Origin of the sequence: Pseudomonas sp. B21-036 (assembly GCF_024748925.1) — a bacterium.
Lineage (GTDB): Bacteria > Pseudomonadota > Gammaproteobacteria > Pseudomonadales > Pseudomonadaceae > Aquipseudomonas > Aquipseudomonas palmensis.
Window position 1 is genome coordinate 3,749,798 of record NZ_CP087178.1, and the last position, 15,914, is coordinate 3,765,711.

The following is a 15,914-nucleotide window of genomic DNA, read 5'->3' on the forward strand; positions in this document are numbered from 1 at the left end:
GCCGTAATCCGATGGAAATTTGAGCATGGAGTTAATGTGGGGGCAGGCCCGCAAAAAAACAAGCTCTGCGACAGGAAAAGCAAAGGGGCCCGTAGGCCCCTTGCTGGTTTGCTGCCGTCACCCGACTCAGGCGTCGGGTGCAGCCTTGGCTTGCGGCTCGCTGTTCTCGTAGATCAACAGCGGCTTGGACGAGCCATCGATGACGCTCTCGTCGATCACCACCTTGCTGACATCCTTCTGCGAAGGAATCTCGTACATGGTGTCGAGCAGGATGCCTTCGAGAATCGAACGCAGGCCACGGGCACCGGTCTTGCGCTCCAGTGCCTTGCGGGCCACCGACTTGAGCGCATCGCTGCGGAACTCCAGGTCGACGCCTTCCATCTCGAACAGCTTGCCGTATTGCTTGGTCAAGGCGTTCTTCGGCTCGGTGAGGATCTGCATCAGTGCAGCCTCGTCGAGCTCGTCGAGGGTTGCCAGTACCGGCAGGCGACCGACGAACTCGGGAATCAGGCCAAACTTGACCAGATCGTCCGGCTCGACTTCACGCAGCGACTCGCCAACCTTCTTGCCTTCTTCCTTGCTGCGAACTTCCGCACCAAAGCCGATGCCACCGCGGGTGGAACGGTTCTGGATGACCTTTTCGAGGCCCGAGAACGCACCGCCGCAAATGAACAGGATGTTGCGCGTATCGACCTGCAGGAACTCCTGCTGCGGGTGCTTGCGGCCACCTTGCGGCGGTACCGAGGCAACCGTGCCCTCGATCAGCTTGAGCAATGCCTGCTGCACGCCTTCGCCCGAAACGTCACGGGTGATGGACGGGTTGTCCGACTTGCGCGAGATCTTGTCGATTTCGTCGATGTAGACAATGCCCATCTGGGCCTTTTCCACGTCGTAGTCGCACTTCTGCAGCAGTTTCTGAATGATGTTCTCGACATCTTCACCGACATAACCCGCTTCGGTCAGCGTGGTGGCATCGGCAATGGTGAACGGCACATTCAACAGACGCGCGAGGGTTTCGGCGAGCAGGGTCTTACCCGAGCCCGTCGGTCCGATCAGCAGGATGTTGCTCTTGCCGAGCTCGACATCGTCGTTCTTCTTGTCACGTTGGTTCAGGCGCTTGTAGTGGTTGTACACCGCTACGGCCAAGACTTTTTTCGCGCGCTCCTGACCAATGACGTACTGGTCCAGGATGCCGCTGATTTCTTTCGGCGAAGGCAATTTATGCGCGCTGCTCTCGGCCTGGGCTTCCTGCACCTCCTCACGGATGATGTCGTTGCACAGGTCGACGCACTCGTCGCAGATAAAGACCGAGGGGCCGGCAATCAACTTGCGTACTTCATGCTGGCTTTTGCCGCAGAAGGAGCAATAGAGCAATTTGCCGTTGTCCTCGCCGTTACGGGTGTCAGTCATTCGATCGATCCAATCCGGTAGGCTTGCAACACAAGATGAAGGCAATTGCGGGCTTTTTCAAGTCCACAGGTGGCGGGAAGGCCCGGCCACCCGCTTGGCTGCCTATCAAACAGGCCGCTTGTGGAGCACCGAGTCGATCAGGCCGTATTCGGCAGCACGCTCGGCGCTCATGAAGTTGTCGCGGTTGGTGTCACGCTCGATGGTTTCGAGGTCCTGCCCGGTGTGATGGGCCAGCAGCTCGTTCAGACGCGAACGGATCTGCAGGATTTCCTTGGCGTGGATCTCGATATCCGAGGCCTGACCCTGGAAGCCACCCAGCGGCTGGTGAATCATCACCCGCGAGTTCGGCAGGCAGAAACGCTTGCCATGGGCACCGGCAGCCAGCAGGAACGCGCCCATGGAGCACGCCTGACCGATGCAGGTGGTGGAAACGTCGGGCTTGATGAACTGCATGGTGTCGTAGATCGACATGCCTGCTGTCACCGAACCACCCGGCGAGTTGATGTAGAGATGGATGTCCTTGTCCGGGTTTTCCGCTTCAAGGAACAGCAATTGCGCTGCGATCAGGTTGGCCATGTAGTCCTCTACCGGGCCGACCAGAAAGATCACCCGCTCCTTCAACAGGCGCGAGTAGATGTCATAGGCGCGTTCGCCACGAGCGGATTGCTCGATAACCATCGGGACCAGGCCGCCTGCGGCCTGGATGTCAGAGCTCTGCTGATAATAAGAATTGCGGGACATGTCCTGCACTCACTCCCAAATAGTCATGTCTTGAATACGCACAAGCCAGCGCGAAGGCTGGCTTGTGGTGTTTTCCTACAAGAGAAGGAAATCAGTCAGCGGCAGGTGCCTGCACCGGCTTGACAGCTTCTTCGTAAGAGACCGATTTGTCGGTCACAGTCGCTTTCTGCAGAACAGTATCCACAACTTGTTCTTCCAGCACAACCGAACGGACTTCGTTCAGCTGCTGGTCGTTCTTGTAGTACCAGGCCACGACTTGCTCAGGCTCCTGGTAGGCCGAGGCCATTTCCTGGATCATTTCGCGAACGCGGTCTTCGTCTGGCTTGAGGTCGAACTGCTTGACCACTTCGGCGACGATCAGGCCCAGCACGACGCGGCGCTTGGCTTGCTCTTCGAACAGCTCGGCCGGCAGTTGCTCAGGCTTGATGTTGCCACCGAACTGCTGAACGGCCTGCACGCGCAGACGGTTCACTTCGTTTTCCAGCAGGGCCTTTGGCACTTCGATCGGGTTGGCAGCCAGCAGGCCGTCCATTACCTGGTTCTTGACCTTGGTCTTGATGGCCTGGCGCAGTTCACGCTCCATGTTCTTGCGAACTTCGGTGCGGAAGCCTTCGATGCCGGTTTCCTTGATGCCGAACTGGGCGAAGAACTCTTCGGTCAGCTCAGGCAGTTTTGGCTCGGAAACGCTGTTGACGGTAACGGTGAACTCGGCGGCTTTGCCAGCCAGGTCCAGGTTCTGATAGTCCTCGGGGAAGGTCAGGTTCAGAACGCGCTCTTCACCGGCCTTGGCGCCGACCAGACCTTCTTCGAAGCCTGGGATCATGCGGCCGGAACCCAGCACCAGCTGGGTGCCCTGGGCCGAACCACCGGCGAACACTTCACCGTCGACCTTGCCGACGAAATCGATGTTCAGCTGGTCTTCGTTCTGGGCAGCACGGTCGGTCGCTTCAAAGCGAACGTTCTGCTTGCGCAGCACTTCCAGCATGTTGTCCAGGTCGGCGTCAGCCACTTCGGCGCTCAGGCGCTCGACGTTGATCGACTCGAAACCGGCAACGGTGAACTCAGGGAACACTTCGAAGACGGCAACGTATTCCAGGTCCTTGCCCGCTTCGAGCGACTTCGGCTCGATCGACGGCGAACCGGCCGGGTTCAGCTTCTGCTCGACCACGGCTTCGTAGAAGGAGGACTGGATCACATCGCCTACTGCTTCCTGGCGAGCGTCAGCACCGAAACGGCGCTTGATTTCGCTCATTGGAACTTTGCCTGGACGGAAGCCAGCGATCTTGGCCTTTTGGGCGGTCTGCTGCAGACGCTTGTTGACCTGGCTCTCGATACGCTCAGCCGGCACGGTGACGCTCATGCGGCGCTCGAGAGCGGAAGTATTTTCAACAGAAACTTGCATGGATATTCCTCGTTGCACAGACGTTAGCCGGCGATACCGACTCCAGAATCAAGGGCAAGCATTCTAGTGACTCAAACACCAGAAGTCACCCCGTTCAAATCAAGGAGAACAGGCCGCGGCACATTTGAATTTCGCACAACTGCCCCGAAGCCTCTTGCCTGGGCGCCGGAACCCGCCGTTGAAGGCGTTGCGGCCTGACCGGCGGGCATCCCGATGCCCAGTGGAGGCTATGGAACAGAAACTTTTCAACACACTACCGCGCCTCAGGGCGCAGCATCTTCAATTTCGTTGAACTCGCAGTATTCCTGCCAGCTCAGGCCCAATGCCTCGGCCACTTCGCGGTGCACTTCAAGACGCATCTCGCGCAGTTGTTCGGGCGACTCGGCAATCAACTCCAGGGTCAACTCCCAGGATTGAAGGCCACGCTCCTGCGCCTGGTCATCGAACGCCCACTGGATCTGCTGCTGTTGCTCGTGGGCATTGAGCCCGGCTATCTCTTCGAGCAACTGCGGGTTTGCCTGGGCAAACCGCTCTAGCGCGACCGCCTGGCGTGATTCTTTTGCAATCATGGTGCATTCCTTCCTGCGGCCGATAACCCGGCCACTGCTTCAACCGCCTGAAATCTATCAGCTTTGGCTTATTTGTCACTAGCCAGGGTGACATCGGCGACAGGTGAACAGCAGAATGCCGCGCACCTTAACATCTGGCCCTGTGCCACCCAAGCGCTGCAGCAAATCAACAAACGGCCGCCCGGTTTCTGCCAGACTCACCGGCGTCTTCTTTTCGGATACCTGCATGAATCACGAATTGTTCTGGGTCCTTGGCCTGCTGTTCAGCGCCGTCGCGCTGTTTGTCATCAATCGCCCGCGCATGGACGTGGTGGCGCTGCTGGTGATCGTCGCCCTGCCCCTGCTCGGCATCCTGAGCGTGCAGGAAGCCCTGGCCGGCTTCAGCGACCCCAACGTGGTGCTGATTGCCGCGCTGTTCGTGATCGGCGAAGGGCTGGTGCGCACCGGTATTGCCTACCGCATCGGCGAGTGGATGGCCGAACGCGCCGGCAACAGCGAAACTCGCCTGATCGTGCTGCTGATGGTGTCGGTGGCAGGCCTGGGCTCGGTGATGAGTTCGACCGGCGTGGTGGCGATCTTCATCCCGGTAGTGCTGAGCATCGCCGCACGCATGAAGGTGTCGCCCAGCCGCCTGATGATGCCACTGGCCTTCGCCGGGCTGATCAGCGGCATGCTCAGCCTGGTGGCCACGCCCCCCAACGTGGTGGTGCACAGCGAGCTGGTACGCCACGGGGAAACCGGTTTCAGCTTTTTCAGCTTCACCCCTTTCGGCCTGGTGATCCTGGTGCTGGGGGTGGGCTACATGCTGCTGACGCGCAACTGGCTGGGCAGCGCGACGCGCAAGGATGGCAGCACCGAAACCCGCCGCACCCTGCTCGACCTGATCATCGACTACAAGCTGGCCGGGCGTGAACGACGCCTGCGGGTCAGGCCCCATTCGCCGCTGATCGGCCACAGCCTGAGCGAGCTGAAGCTGCGCACCGAGCACGGTGCCAACGTGGTCGGCATCGAGCGCCAGCACAAGTTCAGCACCCGCGTGATCAGCCCCGACTCCAGTACCCTGGTGCACGAAGGCGACGTGCTGCTGCTTGACCTGTTCTCGCCCAAGGACGACCTGCGCAGCCTGTGCCAGACCATGCGCCTGGAGCCTCTGCACTTCAAGGCCGCCTACTTCATCGACCAGTCGCGCGAAGTGGGCATGGCCGAAGTGGCGCTGCCACCGGGCTCGCAGTTGATCGGCAAGAACCTGCTGGAGCTGACGTTCCGCAGCCGCTGGGGGCTGAACGTGGTGGGCCTGCGTCGCGACCAGGCGGCCATCGACGAGCAACTGGTGGAAGAAAAGCTCAAGCTGGGCGACACCCTGCTGGTGATCGGCACCTGGAAGGCGATTCGCCAGCTGCAGACGCAACCGCGGGACTTTCTGGTGCTGAGCCTGCCGGCGGAAGTGGACAACGTGGCCCCGGCCCTGAATCAGGCGCCTTATGCGCTGATCAGCCTGGCGGTGATGGTGGGCCTGATGATCAGCGGCCTGGTGCCCAACGTGATCGCCGCGCTGATCGGCTGCCTGCTGATGGGCGCCAGCCGCTGCATCGACATGGAGAGCGCCTACCGGGCGATCCACTGGCAGAGCCTGATACTGATCGTGGGCATGCTGCCCTTTGCCCTGGCGTTGCAGAAAACCGGAGGCATCGCCCTGGCGGTGGACGGCCTGGTGGGCGTGCTGGGCGGTGCCGGGCCCTACGTGATCCTCGCCACGCTGTTTGCGATCACGGCGTTGATCGGGCTGTTCATTTCCAACACCGCAACAGCGGTACTGATGGCGCCGGTTGCGATCACCACCGCACAGCAACTGGGCGCATCGCCCTACCCGTTCGCCATGATCGTGGCGCTGGCCGCATCCGCCGCGTTCATGACGCCGGTGTCGTCGCCGGTGAACACCCTGGTGCTGGGGCCGGGGCAGTATCGCTTCGCCGACTTTGTGAAGGTGGGGGTACCGTTCACGATCCTGGTGATGATTGTGAGCGTGCTGATGGTGCCGTGGATTTTTGCTCTGTAGACAGCGGTGCTGCCTTCGCCGGCCATGCCGGCTCCTGCAGGAGCCGGTTTGGCGTCCACAACCCACTAACAATAACAATTATCATTTGAGAAATAATCTCGTTATACTCCGCAGCCTCATCAGCCCTGCACCGATCGCACTCGATGGAATCCAGCCCACACGCCCCTGCCAGCGCCCATGCGTACCTGCAGACGCTGTACACCGATCACCATCGCTGGCTACGCCAATGGCTGCGCAACCGTATGGGTTGCCCGGAGTCGGCGGCTGACCTGGCCCAGGACACGTTCCTGAGTATCCTGGCCTCCAAGGACCTGTTCAGCATCCGCGAGCCGCGCTCGTTCCTGTCCACCGTGGCGCGGCGCCTGATGGCGAACGTACACCGGCGCCGACTGGTGGAGCAGGCCTATCTCGAAGCCCTGGCCAACCTGCCCGAAGCCGTGGAGCCCTCGCCCGAGGTGCGCACCCTGGCCCTTGAAGCCCTGACCCTGCTGGACAGGCTGCTCGACGAACTGCCGGCCAAGGTCCGCGAAGCGTTTCTGCTGTCGCACCTGCAGGGTCTGAAAATCGCCGAGATCGCCGAGCGCCTGCAAGTCAGCACTCGCTCGGTGAAGCTGTACCTGGTGCGCGCCAACCAGCACTGTTTTTTTGCGCAACTGCCATGAGCACACCGCAACCGGCCTTCAAGCCCCGCACCACCCGTGAGGCTGCCCACTGGCTGACCCTGTGGATGGACGGCGACCTGCCGCCCGAGCAGGCCCAGGCCTTTGCACGCTGGCGCGCCGCCGACCCGGACAACGAACGCGCCTGGCTGCACATAGAAAGCCTGCGCGGTCGCCTGGCCGGGCTGGAGCCCACCGCCGGCTACCGCAGCCTCAGTCACGGCGGCAGCAGTCGTCGGCGGGTGGTCAAGGCATTGCTGCTGCTTACCCTGGCTGGCGGCACCGGCGGCCTGGCCTACCGCGAGCCCTGGCGCAGCGGTGCGGGCCTGGCCTACCACAATGGCGCCAGCGCCCCTCGACACATCACCCTGGCCGATGGCAGCCAACTGACCCTGGATGCCGACAGCACGGTGGAGGTGGACTTCACCCCCACCCAGCGCACCCTGCACCTGCGCAGTGGGCGGCTGCTGATCAGTACCGGGCATGATGACGCGCAGCGCCCCTTCAGCGTGAAGACCGCCCAGGGCAGCGTCCTCGCGCTGGGCACCCGGTTCGTGGTGCAGGTGCAGCCCGAGCGCACCGATGTGCAACTGTTCGAAGGCGCGCTGAAACTCAGCCCGCTGCACACCACGCCACAGCGGCTCAGTGCCGGTGAGCGCACACGCTTTACTGCCATGCGCATCGACGACAGCACCCGGGTGGGCCGCGAGCCTTCATGGGGCGTAGGTGCACTGGAGGCCGACGACATGCGCCTGGGGCACTTCATTGCCGAACTGTCGCGCTATCGCCCCGGCCTGTTGCGCTGCACCAGTGAAGTGGCCGACCTGCGCATCTCGGGGGTCTACCCGCTGGCCGACAGCGATGCGGTACTCGACGCGCTGACCCAGTCGCTGCCGGTCAGCATCAACCGGCGCTCACGCTACTGGGTCACGGTCAGCGCCCGCTGAGGGAACTGGCCACTCAGCACGCCAGCTCGATGCCCACCGCGTGGCCGGGCCCCGCCGTTACACTGACCTGAGCCCCGAACACCGTCTCGATGGTATGTGCATTCAGTACCTGCGCGGGGGTCCCGCTGGCGCACAACCGGCCCTTTTCCATCAGCCACAGCCGGTCGCAGTAGCGCGCCGCCAGGTTGAGGTCATGCAGCACGCACACCACCGCGATATGTGGCAGGCGGGCCAGCCGGCGCAACAGGCGCATCAGATTCTGCTGCTGGCCGATATCCAGCGCGCTGGTGGGCTCGTCGAGCAGCAGCAGGCGCGGCGCCTGGCCCTCGGTGGGGCCCGCAGGGCTGATGGCCAACTGGTTCAGCGCGCGGGCGATGGTCACCCGCTGCAACTTGCCGCCCGACAGCGACAGCACACCGCGGTCGAGCAGATGAGTGATGTCCATGGCCTCGACGATGCCGGCGCACGGCAACCCCGCATGCCCCTGGCCCAGCTGGATGAATTCGCCGACCTGCCAGTCGAACGCACTGTCCATGTGCTGGGTGACCAGGGCGCGGTTGCGCGCCAGCTGGCGCGGCGAATAGGCGCTCAACGGCTGATCGAGCAGCCGCACTTCGCCGCAGTCGGGCGTGATATAGCCGGAGATCAGCGACAACAATGTGCTTTTGCCTGCGCCGTTGGGGCCGATCAGCCCCAGTAGCTGGCCGCCCTGTATGGCCTCGGTGACCGGGCTGAGGGCAAATGGCCGATGCAGGCCGACAGCGAGAAGATCGAGCATTCAGAACTCCCGGACCTTGCGGCCCAGCAACAACCAGAGAAAGTACGGCCCGCCGATCACGCTGGTGACCAGGCCGACCGGAATCTCGGCAGGGCTGACCAGGCTGCGCGCCAGGGTGTCGGCAAGCAGCAGCAGAATCGCCCCGCACAGCATCGAGGCCGGAATCAGCAGACGGTGGCCCGGCCCGAAGTACAGGCGCAGGCAGTGCGGCACCAGCAGGCCGATGAAGCCGATGATGCCGGTGAGTGCGACGCACAGGCCCACGCCCAGCGAGGAGGCCAGCACAATGCGATTTTTCAGGCGCTCGGCATTGAGCCCCGCCGCATGGGCAGACACCTCACCCAACTGGAACAGGTCCAGGTCGGCGGCGCTGCGCACCAGCACCAGCAAGGTCAACGGCAACACCACCAGCGCTACGCTCAGGGTCGACCACTCGGCACTGCCCAGGCTGCCCATGCCCCACAGGCTCAATTGGCGCAACTGTTCTTCGCTGGCCATGAAGGTCAGCATGCCGCCCACCGCGCCGGTCAGGGTATTGATCACCAGGCCGGCCAACAGCAGGGTGATGGTCGATTCACGACCTTTGTAGCCGCGCCCGATGCGGAAGATCACCAGCGTTACCAGCAACGCCCCGACAAACCCGGCCAGAAACTGCCCATACAGCTCCAGGCCGGCAAAACGCCCATTGAACAGCACGATCCAGATCGACACCGCCAACCCCGCACCGCTGGCCTGGCCCAGCAGCGTGGGGTCGGCCAGCGGGTTGCGAAACAGCCCCTGCATGGCGGTGCCGCCTGCTGCCAGGGTCGAGCCCACCAGCACCGCCAGCAGCAGCCGCGGCAGGCGTACCTCGCTCCACACTTGCCATTCCAGCGGCGCGGGCAGATGGCCCAGCAGGATGCGCGGCGACAGGCCGATGCTGCCCACCAGCGAACACAGCGCCAGCAAGGCGCACAGGCCGGCCAGCATCAGCAACAGCGTGGGCAATGAGCGGGTGTGCGAGCGCGTCATGGGAACAGCGCCCCGGCATCACGGCGCAGTTGCAGCATGGCCGCCACGGTGCGTGGGCCCAGGTTGAGCAGCGCCTGATCGTCCACCTGCACCAGGCGCCGGTGCTGACCGGCCGGGGTCAGCGCCAGGCCGCCGAGCTTCCACAGGTTGTCCTCGCCGCCCAGGGCCTGCAACCCGGCGCGGCTGATGATCACGAAATCCGGTGCAAGCGACACCATCGCTTCGGCCGCCACCTGCTTGTAGGCACTGAACGGCGCGCAGTTCTCGATGCCCGCCTGCTCCAGTGCGGCATGGGCTTCGGTGCCGCGCCCCATGATCAGCGGGATCATGCCCGCTCGATTGAAGATGAACAGCGCCCTGGGGCCCTTGAGCGGCGCCAGTGCAGCCAGCTCGGCGGCCAGACGTTGCTGCTCTGCAACCAGCGGCGGGCTCAGGGTTTCACGGTCGAAGGCCTTGGCCACCTGTTCTATCTTGCGTGGGATATCGGCGATGCGCTTGCCCCTGGGCACTTCGATGACCTCAACGCCCACGGTATCCAGCTGGCGCAGCACCACGGCCGGACGCGCCGCATCGCTGAGCACCACCCGCCGCGGATGCAGGCTCAGGATGCCTTCGGACGACAACTGGCGCAGATAGCCCACCGACGGCAGGCGAGCCACTTCGGGTGGGTAGTGACTGGAATCGTCACGCCCCACCAACCGCGAAGTGGCCTGCAACTGCGCGGCAATCTCGGCCAGGTCGTTGCCGATGACCAATGTGTCGGCCTGATCGGCATGCACGGGCGCTGTACCTATTAAAAGAAGCAGGCACACACTCAGCAGCCGAGCGCTCATTGCCCCGCCTCCAACCGATCGAGCAACTCGCGCCAGGCTGGCTGTTCGGGCTGCCCGGCAGGGCGACGCCCGAATAGTTGCACGATCAGGCGCTGCTCGGCATCGAAGATCTCCAGGCTGTTGACCCCGCCTACCGCGTTGGGTTTGTACACGCGCCAGGCTTCGGCTTCGACAGTGTCACGTATGCCGAAACGGGTTGGTGCGGCGTCACCGTCACCCGGCATGTCGAACACCAGGCTGTCGCCCTGCCGCGTGGCGCCGTCGAGCTTGCCGGTGTAGATCTGCGTGGAGCCGGGGCTATAGATGAAGACCATCAGTTCCAGCCCGCTGTCGGCCAGTTGCCCGAGCAGCGCCGCAGTGCCCGCGCTGCCGATACGCCGGGCAAACTGCGGGGCCACGCCCTGGTTGCCCTGATAGCGGGTCAGGCCATGACGCTTGAGCAGCGCGAAGTGGTCATGCACATCCCCCATCGCTGCCCAGTCGTCGACCAGCCCGGCGACCTGTACATCTTGTTTGACCAGCGCCTCGCGCGGTGTGAAGTGCGGGTGCTCCAGGCTGCCCTGGGCATACAGCTCGGCCCACGCCTGCAGGTTCGAGCCGGGTAGCGACGCCAGGCGCAACAGCGGCGCGGCATGCCGGTCGAACACCCTCAGCTCGAAATCACCAGCGGCCTGGCCACGGGTGAGGCACAGCCAGTGCCAGGCGCGCAGGTTCAGGCGCAGGTCCAGGCCATCTTCGCCAAGCACCAGACCGACCTGGGCAACATCGTCCGACCGTGGGAAGCGCCCCACCTGGTCGAGGAATGCATGACTGGCCTGGGTCATGACCCTCAGCGGGCCAAGGTGATACAGCCGGGCCGCCACTTCGGCGGCAGGCAGGGCGAGGCTGAGGCAGTCATGCCCAAGGCGTTGGCGGAGGTCGCTGGCAGTAATAGCAGGCATGTGGGGATTCCTTGTGAGCAGAAAAGGTTCAGTGAAGGGCTGGCTGCAAGGGTGCGTCGCAGCTGGCAGCCGCCGGGGCAAGCGCAACGCCGTCGCCGTCCTGGCTGGGCAACAGCCACACGAAGTCGGCATCCTGCACGGCTGGGGCCTGGCCCTCCTCCCCCAGCACCAGCACCTTCAAACCGGGATCGCGCGCGCCATGCCTGAGGTACTGGGGCGCGCCCTGGGACTTGAGGGTGTGCAGCACACCGGCGAACAACAGGCGCGGGGCCGGCGCGGCGTCGAGCACCTGGGCCATGCGCCGGTCGCGACCGTGCTGAATGGCGAGCATGGCGTTCAGTCGCGGCAGGTCGATCTCGCCACAGTGCATCTGCACGATGCGCTGACGCTGCACCTCGGCGATTGCCGCTTGCGGAAACAGGCTGGCCGCATCCGCGGGCGCGTCGGCTGCCACCTGCTTGCGTTCGCGGGAAGACAGGTTGCCGGCCAGCACCGGTGCCGGGGCCTGCATCAGTGCCTGCATCAACGGGCCGTATTGCTCCCAGCTCCAGCGCTCATCCCACTGCATGATCTTGCGCAGACGCGCCAGCCGCACGCGGTTGCCTGCGCCCAGCCACGCCTGCACATCGCCAACCGGGCGCTGCTGATCGCTATCGAGCATCTCGAGCACCACGGCGCCTTGCTGGCGCCGCTCGGCCAGGCCGGTGGCCAGCCACTGCTCGATCAGGTGATGAGCCACGTTGTCGTGGGTCTCCCCCACCATCACCGTGGGGGCTTGCGCCAGTACGTCGAGCAATTGCCCGGCATCGATCTGCTGGCCGCTGCGCACATCAACGATCGCGCCCCAGCCGGGGATGTTGGCTTCGACACGGGCATAGGCGGTCTGGGCCGGCGGCGCATTGACCGTGGCGCAGCCGACGAGCAGGGCAAGGCACGCCCCAAGCAGGCAGTTCGTGTACATGAGAGGGTCCTGTGGGGTCAGTATTCGAACGTGACGCCGAACGAGGTGGTACGCCCACGCCCGGTACCGCGGTCCAGTGAGGCGGACATGATCGAGTCCACCGAGGCGTTGTAGCTGTAGGTCTTGTTCTCCACGTTCTCGACGTTGAAGAACAGGCTGACGTTCTGCTGCACCTGCCAGCTGCCGTAAAGGTCCCAGATCACGCCGGTAGACTGTGTCTTCCTGGTTTCGTACCAGTCCCAGCTTTCTTCGGCAGGGCCGGAGTACTCGCCGCGGGCGCCGAGCACCACGCGCTCGTCGAACCAGCGCGTGCCCAGATCGAGGGTCCAGTAGCGGTCGGGCTGGCTGTTGATGTCTTCGAGTTCGATGCCCGAGGTGGTCGGCGCCTTGGTGGTGGCGCGGGTCCAGGAGAGGTTGGCGTAGACGAAGCCTGCGTCGTAGCGGCCCTCGATCTCGTAGCCGCTCATGCGCACCTGCTCGGGCCAGTTGACCCAGTTGGCCTTGGCCGAATATTCGCCGTCGTCATCGACGATGTCGAACGACTGCGGGGTGATATAGCCGTCGATCTTGCTGATGAAGCGGTTGACCTTGAGCTGGGCGTAGTCGTTGCTGCTGAACAGCCCGGCGCGACTGAGATTGAAGCCGAACTCGTAGTTGGTGGAGCGCTCCTGGCGCAGGTAGGGGTTGGCCCCCACGCCGTCGGCATCGCTGGCATCGGCGGTCATCGGTACCTTCTCGAAGAACATCTCCTGCACCCGCGGTGCACGCGAGGTGCGCGACCAGCTGGTATAGAGCTGCATCCAGTCATAGGGCTTTACGGCAAAGCCGATACGCGGGTTGAAGCTGTGCTCGCGGCGGGTGATGTCCACATCGCCCCCGCCGATACCCGCGCACTCGCGCAAAATCGAGCACTTGGGCACGTGGCCGCTGACCTTGTAGCCGTCGTAGTGCATGCCCAGGGTCATGGCATAGATGTCGTAGTCCAGCTCCAGGGTACTGAACAGGCTTTCGGTCTGCTGCTTGCCTTCGGGGTTGGCCCCGCGTTTTTCCGGCGTGTCGGCAACGAAGTCGTCGGTGTAGTAGCGCATGCCGTTGCTCCAGCTCGCTTCCACCGGGCCGAGGTTGAAACGGCTGAGGTTGGTGAAGTCGAAACCGTGGGCATCGTCGTGGGTCTTGCGGCCGATGAAGGTGGATTCCTCCACCGGCGGGTAATCGAGCTGGGTCTTGTTCTGGTAGGCGTTTACCGTCAGGTTCACCCATTCGTTGTAGGGCGTGTAGGCGTACTTGGCGCGGTAGGTTTCGTTGCGCAGTTCCCATGGGTAGTTGTGGTAGAACTCGTTGCGGTACTGCACGCCGCTGAGGTCCAGGCGGTGCAGGTCGTTGGGCTGCAGGCGCACCTTGAGCAGGCCCGAGCGCGGGCTCTGCTTGGTGGTGTCGTAGTGGTTTTCCTGGCCGGAGCTGGTCTTGTATTCGCCGGTTTGCGAACTGCTGGCGGCGGCGACGATGCCGTACACGCCTTCGCTATTCTCGGGATGGGTTCGTGCGCCGGCGGCGAGCATGCGCGTGTTGCCGTAACCGTTGTTGCCGGTGCGGTAGGTGCTGCGCACACCCACGCGGTGATCGGGCTTGACGATGTCGTCGATATCGAAGGTGCGGAAGTTGGCGGTGCCCCCCAGGGTATTGGCACCTTCGGCGCCGTCCACCGCGCCGCGCTGCACATCGACACCGGCCAGCAGGTTGGGGTCGACGAAGGCCATCGGCCCGCCTGAACCGTGACCGGCGTTGTTGCGGAAGGTCTGGGTCACGCCGTCGATCATGGTGTTGACCCGCCCCAGGCCCGACAGCCCGCGGATGTTCACCGAAACCCCGGGCTGGCTGCGCGAATGCAGGGTGTAGGTACCGGGCATGGAACGCACCAGGCTGTTGAGGTCCTGGCGTTCGGCGTGCACTTCGCGGCTGCTGCGGATCACGCCCGGGCGCTCGCCCAGTGCGTTGACCAGCGTGGGGCCCACCTCCAGCGCGCTGCGGCTCTGTTCCTCGGCGCGCAGCACGAAGCTCTTGTCCTTGAGCTGCACGATGCGCAGCCCGGTACCCATCAGCAGCAGGTCGAAGGCTTCCTTGCGGTTGTACTCGCCATCCAGGCCCTGGGTCTGGCGCTTGTCGGTCAGCTCCGGGGCAAAGGTCAGCATCACGCCGGTGGCGCCCGCCAACTGGTTGAGTGCGGGCGCCAGCGGGCCTGCCGCAATCTGGTAATGCTTGCGTACAGCTGCGTGCTGAGCGGTGGGCGCCTCCATGGGCGCCGCCATTGCAACGCTGGCACCACTGACGGCAAGCGCCAGCACAGTAAGCGCGCCCTGCGCCGCCTTGAAAACACGGTGCCTGTCGGGCTGCTGGCCTGGATTTACGGTCGGCGCGATGCGTTTCACGTGAAGCTCCCTGGAACGTTGCAATGGTCTTGCAATAGAGGTCACGTGAGGCAGTCAAAAAGGGAAATGAAAATCAGTATTATTTTTAAAATCATTCATCAGTATGCGCGCGGATAAATGTTGGAACAGTTCTGCCCAAGGTGTTCACGCGCCTACGGCGCAAAAGGACGCTATGCTTGCAGGGCCTTCCGTTGACGAACGGTGCCACAGCACCCGCACACGGAACGGCCGACTCGAGTGGCAGGGAGGCCGTGATAAAGGAACCGCACATGGAAAAATACCGATTGGCCGCTGCGCAGCTCGACGAGAGCCTCAGCAGAATTCGCGAACAACGCGATCACCTCCTCGCACTGGGGGAGGCGGAGCAAGCCGCTCCACTCACCAGAATCCTCAACATCGTTCGACTGGAGCTTGAGCTGTCACCGGTAGGTGGGCCCAAGGCGACCAGGCATTGACGCGAGGGCACTGAAACGCGAAAGCCACCTTGATAGGTGGCTTTTCTGTTCTATAGAGTGGCGCGTCGCTTGATAGCCCTACTCCCCTGGACCCTGCCCTATGACTGATCGCCAGATTATCGTACCCGCCGAGATGAAATTGCTTTGCGAGCGTGCTGGTTATGCCCCCGCGGTAAAGGTGGGCAGCACCCTGTACTGCGCCGGGCAGGTGGGTCGAACGCCGGAGCTGGAGGTGATTGAAGACCCGGAGCAGCAGTTTCTGGCGGCCTGGGAAAACCTTCGCCTCGTGCTCGCGGCGGGCGGTTGCGGGTTTGACGACGTGGTCGAAATGACGACCTATCACATCGACATGCAACGCCATATGCCGCTGTTCAGGAGCGTGAAGGACAAGGTCTTTCCAAGGGGCACCTGTGCATGGACCTGCATAGGCGTCAGCGAACTCGCCCGACCAGGGTTGCTGGTGGAGATCAAGTGCATTGCGGTGCAGCGGTAGGTGCGGGTAAGGAGTAGAAGCCCAGAAACGAAAAAAGCCGCTCAAGGCGGCTTGTTCCGGGCTTCAACGCACTTCAGCGAAGGGCGGTGAAAGCATCTATGGTGCGGACGAAGAGACTCGAACTCTTACAGCTTGCGCCGCTGGAACCTAAATCCAGTGTGTCTACCAATTTCACCACGTCCGCGTGAAGCTTTTAAAGCAAAGGCGCCGGATTTTCATCGGGCGCCTTTTA

General features: G+C 63.4%; 15 protein-coding genes and 1 tRNA gene. 5 read left to right on the forward strand and 11 right to left on the reverse strand.

The genetic code is table 11. The annotated features are described in order from the left end of the window. Window positions 1-126: 126 nt before the first annotated feature. From clpX to LOY33_RS16850, 4 genes are all read right to left on the reverse strand, one after another. A complete protein-coding gene (gene clpX / locus LOY33_RS16835) occupies window positions 127-1,410 on the reverse strand; it encodes an ATP-dependent Clp protease ATP-binding subunit ClpX (protein WP_043864492.1) in 1,284 nt (427 codons plus the stop codon). A 105-nt stretch (window positions 1,411-1,515) separates the two neighbouring features. After that, window positions 1,516-2,151, reverse strand: coding sequence for an ATP-dependent Clp endopeptidase proteolytic subunit ClpP (gene clpP, locus LOY33_RS16840; protein WP_043864493.1), 636 nt, complete (start codon window positions 2,149-2,151; stop codon window positions 1,516-1,518). Between the two features lie 91 nt (window positions 2,152-2,242). Continuing rightward, on the reverse strand, window positions 2,243-3,553 hold the full coding sequence (gene tig, locus LOY33_RS16845; RefSeq protein WP_043864494.1) for a trigger factor: 1,311 nt from the start codon (window positions 3,551-3,553) through the stop codon (window positions 2,243-2,245). 263 nt (window positions 3,554-3,816) lie between these two features. Then, the gene (locus LOY33_RS16850; RefSeq protein WP_043864495.1) at window positions 3,817-4,122 is read right to left on the reverse strand and encodes a DUF6388 family protein; all 306 of its coding nucleotides are present in this window, start codon (window positions 4,120-4,122) and stop codon (window positions 3,817-3,819) included. A 226-nt stretch (window positions 4,123-4,348) separates the two neighbouring features. Here LOY33_RS16850 and LOY33_RS16855 point away from each other — a divergent pair, with 226 nt between their 5' ends. The 3 genes from LOY33_RS16855 to LOY33_RS16865 all read left to right on the forward strand — a co-directional run bounded on the left by LOY33_RS16855 (window position 4,349) and on the right by LOY33_RS16865 (window position 7,784). Next, on the forward strand, window positions 4,349-6,178 hold the full coding sequence (locus LOY33_RS16855; protein WP_058541306.1) for an SLC13 family permease: 1,830 nt from the start codon (window positions 4,349-4,351) through the stop codon (window positions 6,176-6,178). Between the two features lie 143 nt (window positions 6,179-6,321). Further along, window positions 6,322-6,840 (forward strand): sigma-70 family RNA polymerase sigma factor, encoded by a 519-nt coding sequence (locus tag LOY33_RS16860; protein ID WP_043864497.1) that lies wholly within the window; start codon window positions 6,322-6,324, stop codon window positions 6,838-6,840. Continuing rightward, window positions 6,837-7,784 (forward strand): FecR domain-containing protein, encoded by a 948-nt coding sequence (locus LOY33_RS16865; protein ID WP_258659427.1) that lies wholly within the window; start codon window positions 6,837-6,839, stop codon window positions 7,782-7,784. Before LOY33_RS16860 ends, LOY33_RS16865 begins: the two co-directional genes overlap by 4 nt. A gap of 13 nt (window positions 7,785-7,797) precedes the next feature. On the opposite strand, the gene LOY33_RS16870 is transcribed toward LOY33_RS16865, so the two are convergent. From LOY33_RS16870 to LOY33_RS16895, 6 genes are read right to left on the reverse strand one after another with little or no spacing between them, the layout of a single operon-like run. Next, entirely contained in the window at window positions 7,798-8,562 is a 765-nt protein-coding gene (locus tag LOY33_RS16870) for an ATP-binding cassette domain-containing protein (RefSeq protein ID WP_258659428.1), read from the reverse strand. Continuing rightward, window positions 8,563-9,573, reverse strand: coding sequence for an iron ABC transporter permease (locus tag LOY33_RS16875; RefSeq protein ID WP_054915286.1), 1,011 nt, complete (start codon window positions 9,571-9,573; stop codon window positions 8,563-8,565). It abuts the gene before it with no gap. Next, window positions 9,570-10,352 carry a hemin ABC transporter substrate-binding protein gene (locus tag LOY33_RS16880; protein ID WP_052504327.1) on the reverse strand — a complete coding sequence of 261 codons (783 nt, stop codon included), beginning with the start codon at window positions 10,350-10,352 and terminating at the stop codon, window positions 9,570-9,572. The genes LOY33_RS16875 and LOY33_RS16880 overlap by 4 nt, the downstream gene beginning before the upstream one ends. A 50-nt stretch (window positions 10,353-10,402) precedes the next feature. Beyond that, a complete protein-coding gene (locus tag LOY33_RS16885; protein WP_213605994.1) occupies window positions 10,403-11,347 on the reverse strand; it encodes a ChuX/HutX family heme-like substrate-binding protein in 945 nt (314 codons plus the stop codon). Between the two features lie 28 nt (window positions 11,348-11,375). Next, window positions 11,376-12,308, reverse strand: a complete 933-nt coding sequence (locus tag LOY33_RS16890) for a ChaN family lipoprotein (protein WP_258659429.1) — start codon at window positions 12,306-12,308, stop codon at window positions 11,376-11,378. A gap of 17 nt (window positions 12,309-12,325) precedes the next feature. Beyond that, on the reverse strand, window positions 12,326-14,734 hold the full coding sequence (locus LOY33_RS16895; RefSeq protein ID WP_258659430.1) for a TonB-dependent receptor: 2,409 nt from the start codon (window positions 14,732-14,734) through the stop codon (window positions 12,326-12,328). Window positions 14,735-15,003: 269 nt separating this feature from the next. Between LOY33_RS16895 and LOY33_RS16900 the strand changes: the two genes are divergently transcribed. Then, window positions 15,004-15,189 (forward strand): hypothetical protein, encoded by a 186-nt coding sequence (locus LOY33_RS16900; protein ID WP_054915290.1) that lies wholly within the window; start codon window positions 15,004-15,006, stop codon window positions 15,187-15,189. A 100-nt stretch (window positions 15,190-15,289) separates the two neighbouring features. Beyond that, window positions 15,290-15,682 (forward strand): RidA family protein, encoded by a 393-nt coding sequence (locus tag LOY33_RS16905; RefSeq protein ID WP_258659431.1) that lies wholly within the window; start codon window positions 15,290-15,292, stop codon window positions 15,680-15,682. 99 nt (window positions 15,683-15,781) lie between these two features. Here the strand turns inward: LOY33_RS16905 and LOY33_RS16910 are convergent. Further along, window positions 15,782-15,866, reverse strand: a tRNA-Leu gene (locus tag LOY33_RS16910). Between the last annotated feature and the right edge of the window lie 48 nt (window positions 15,867-15,914).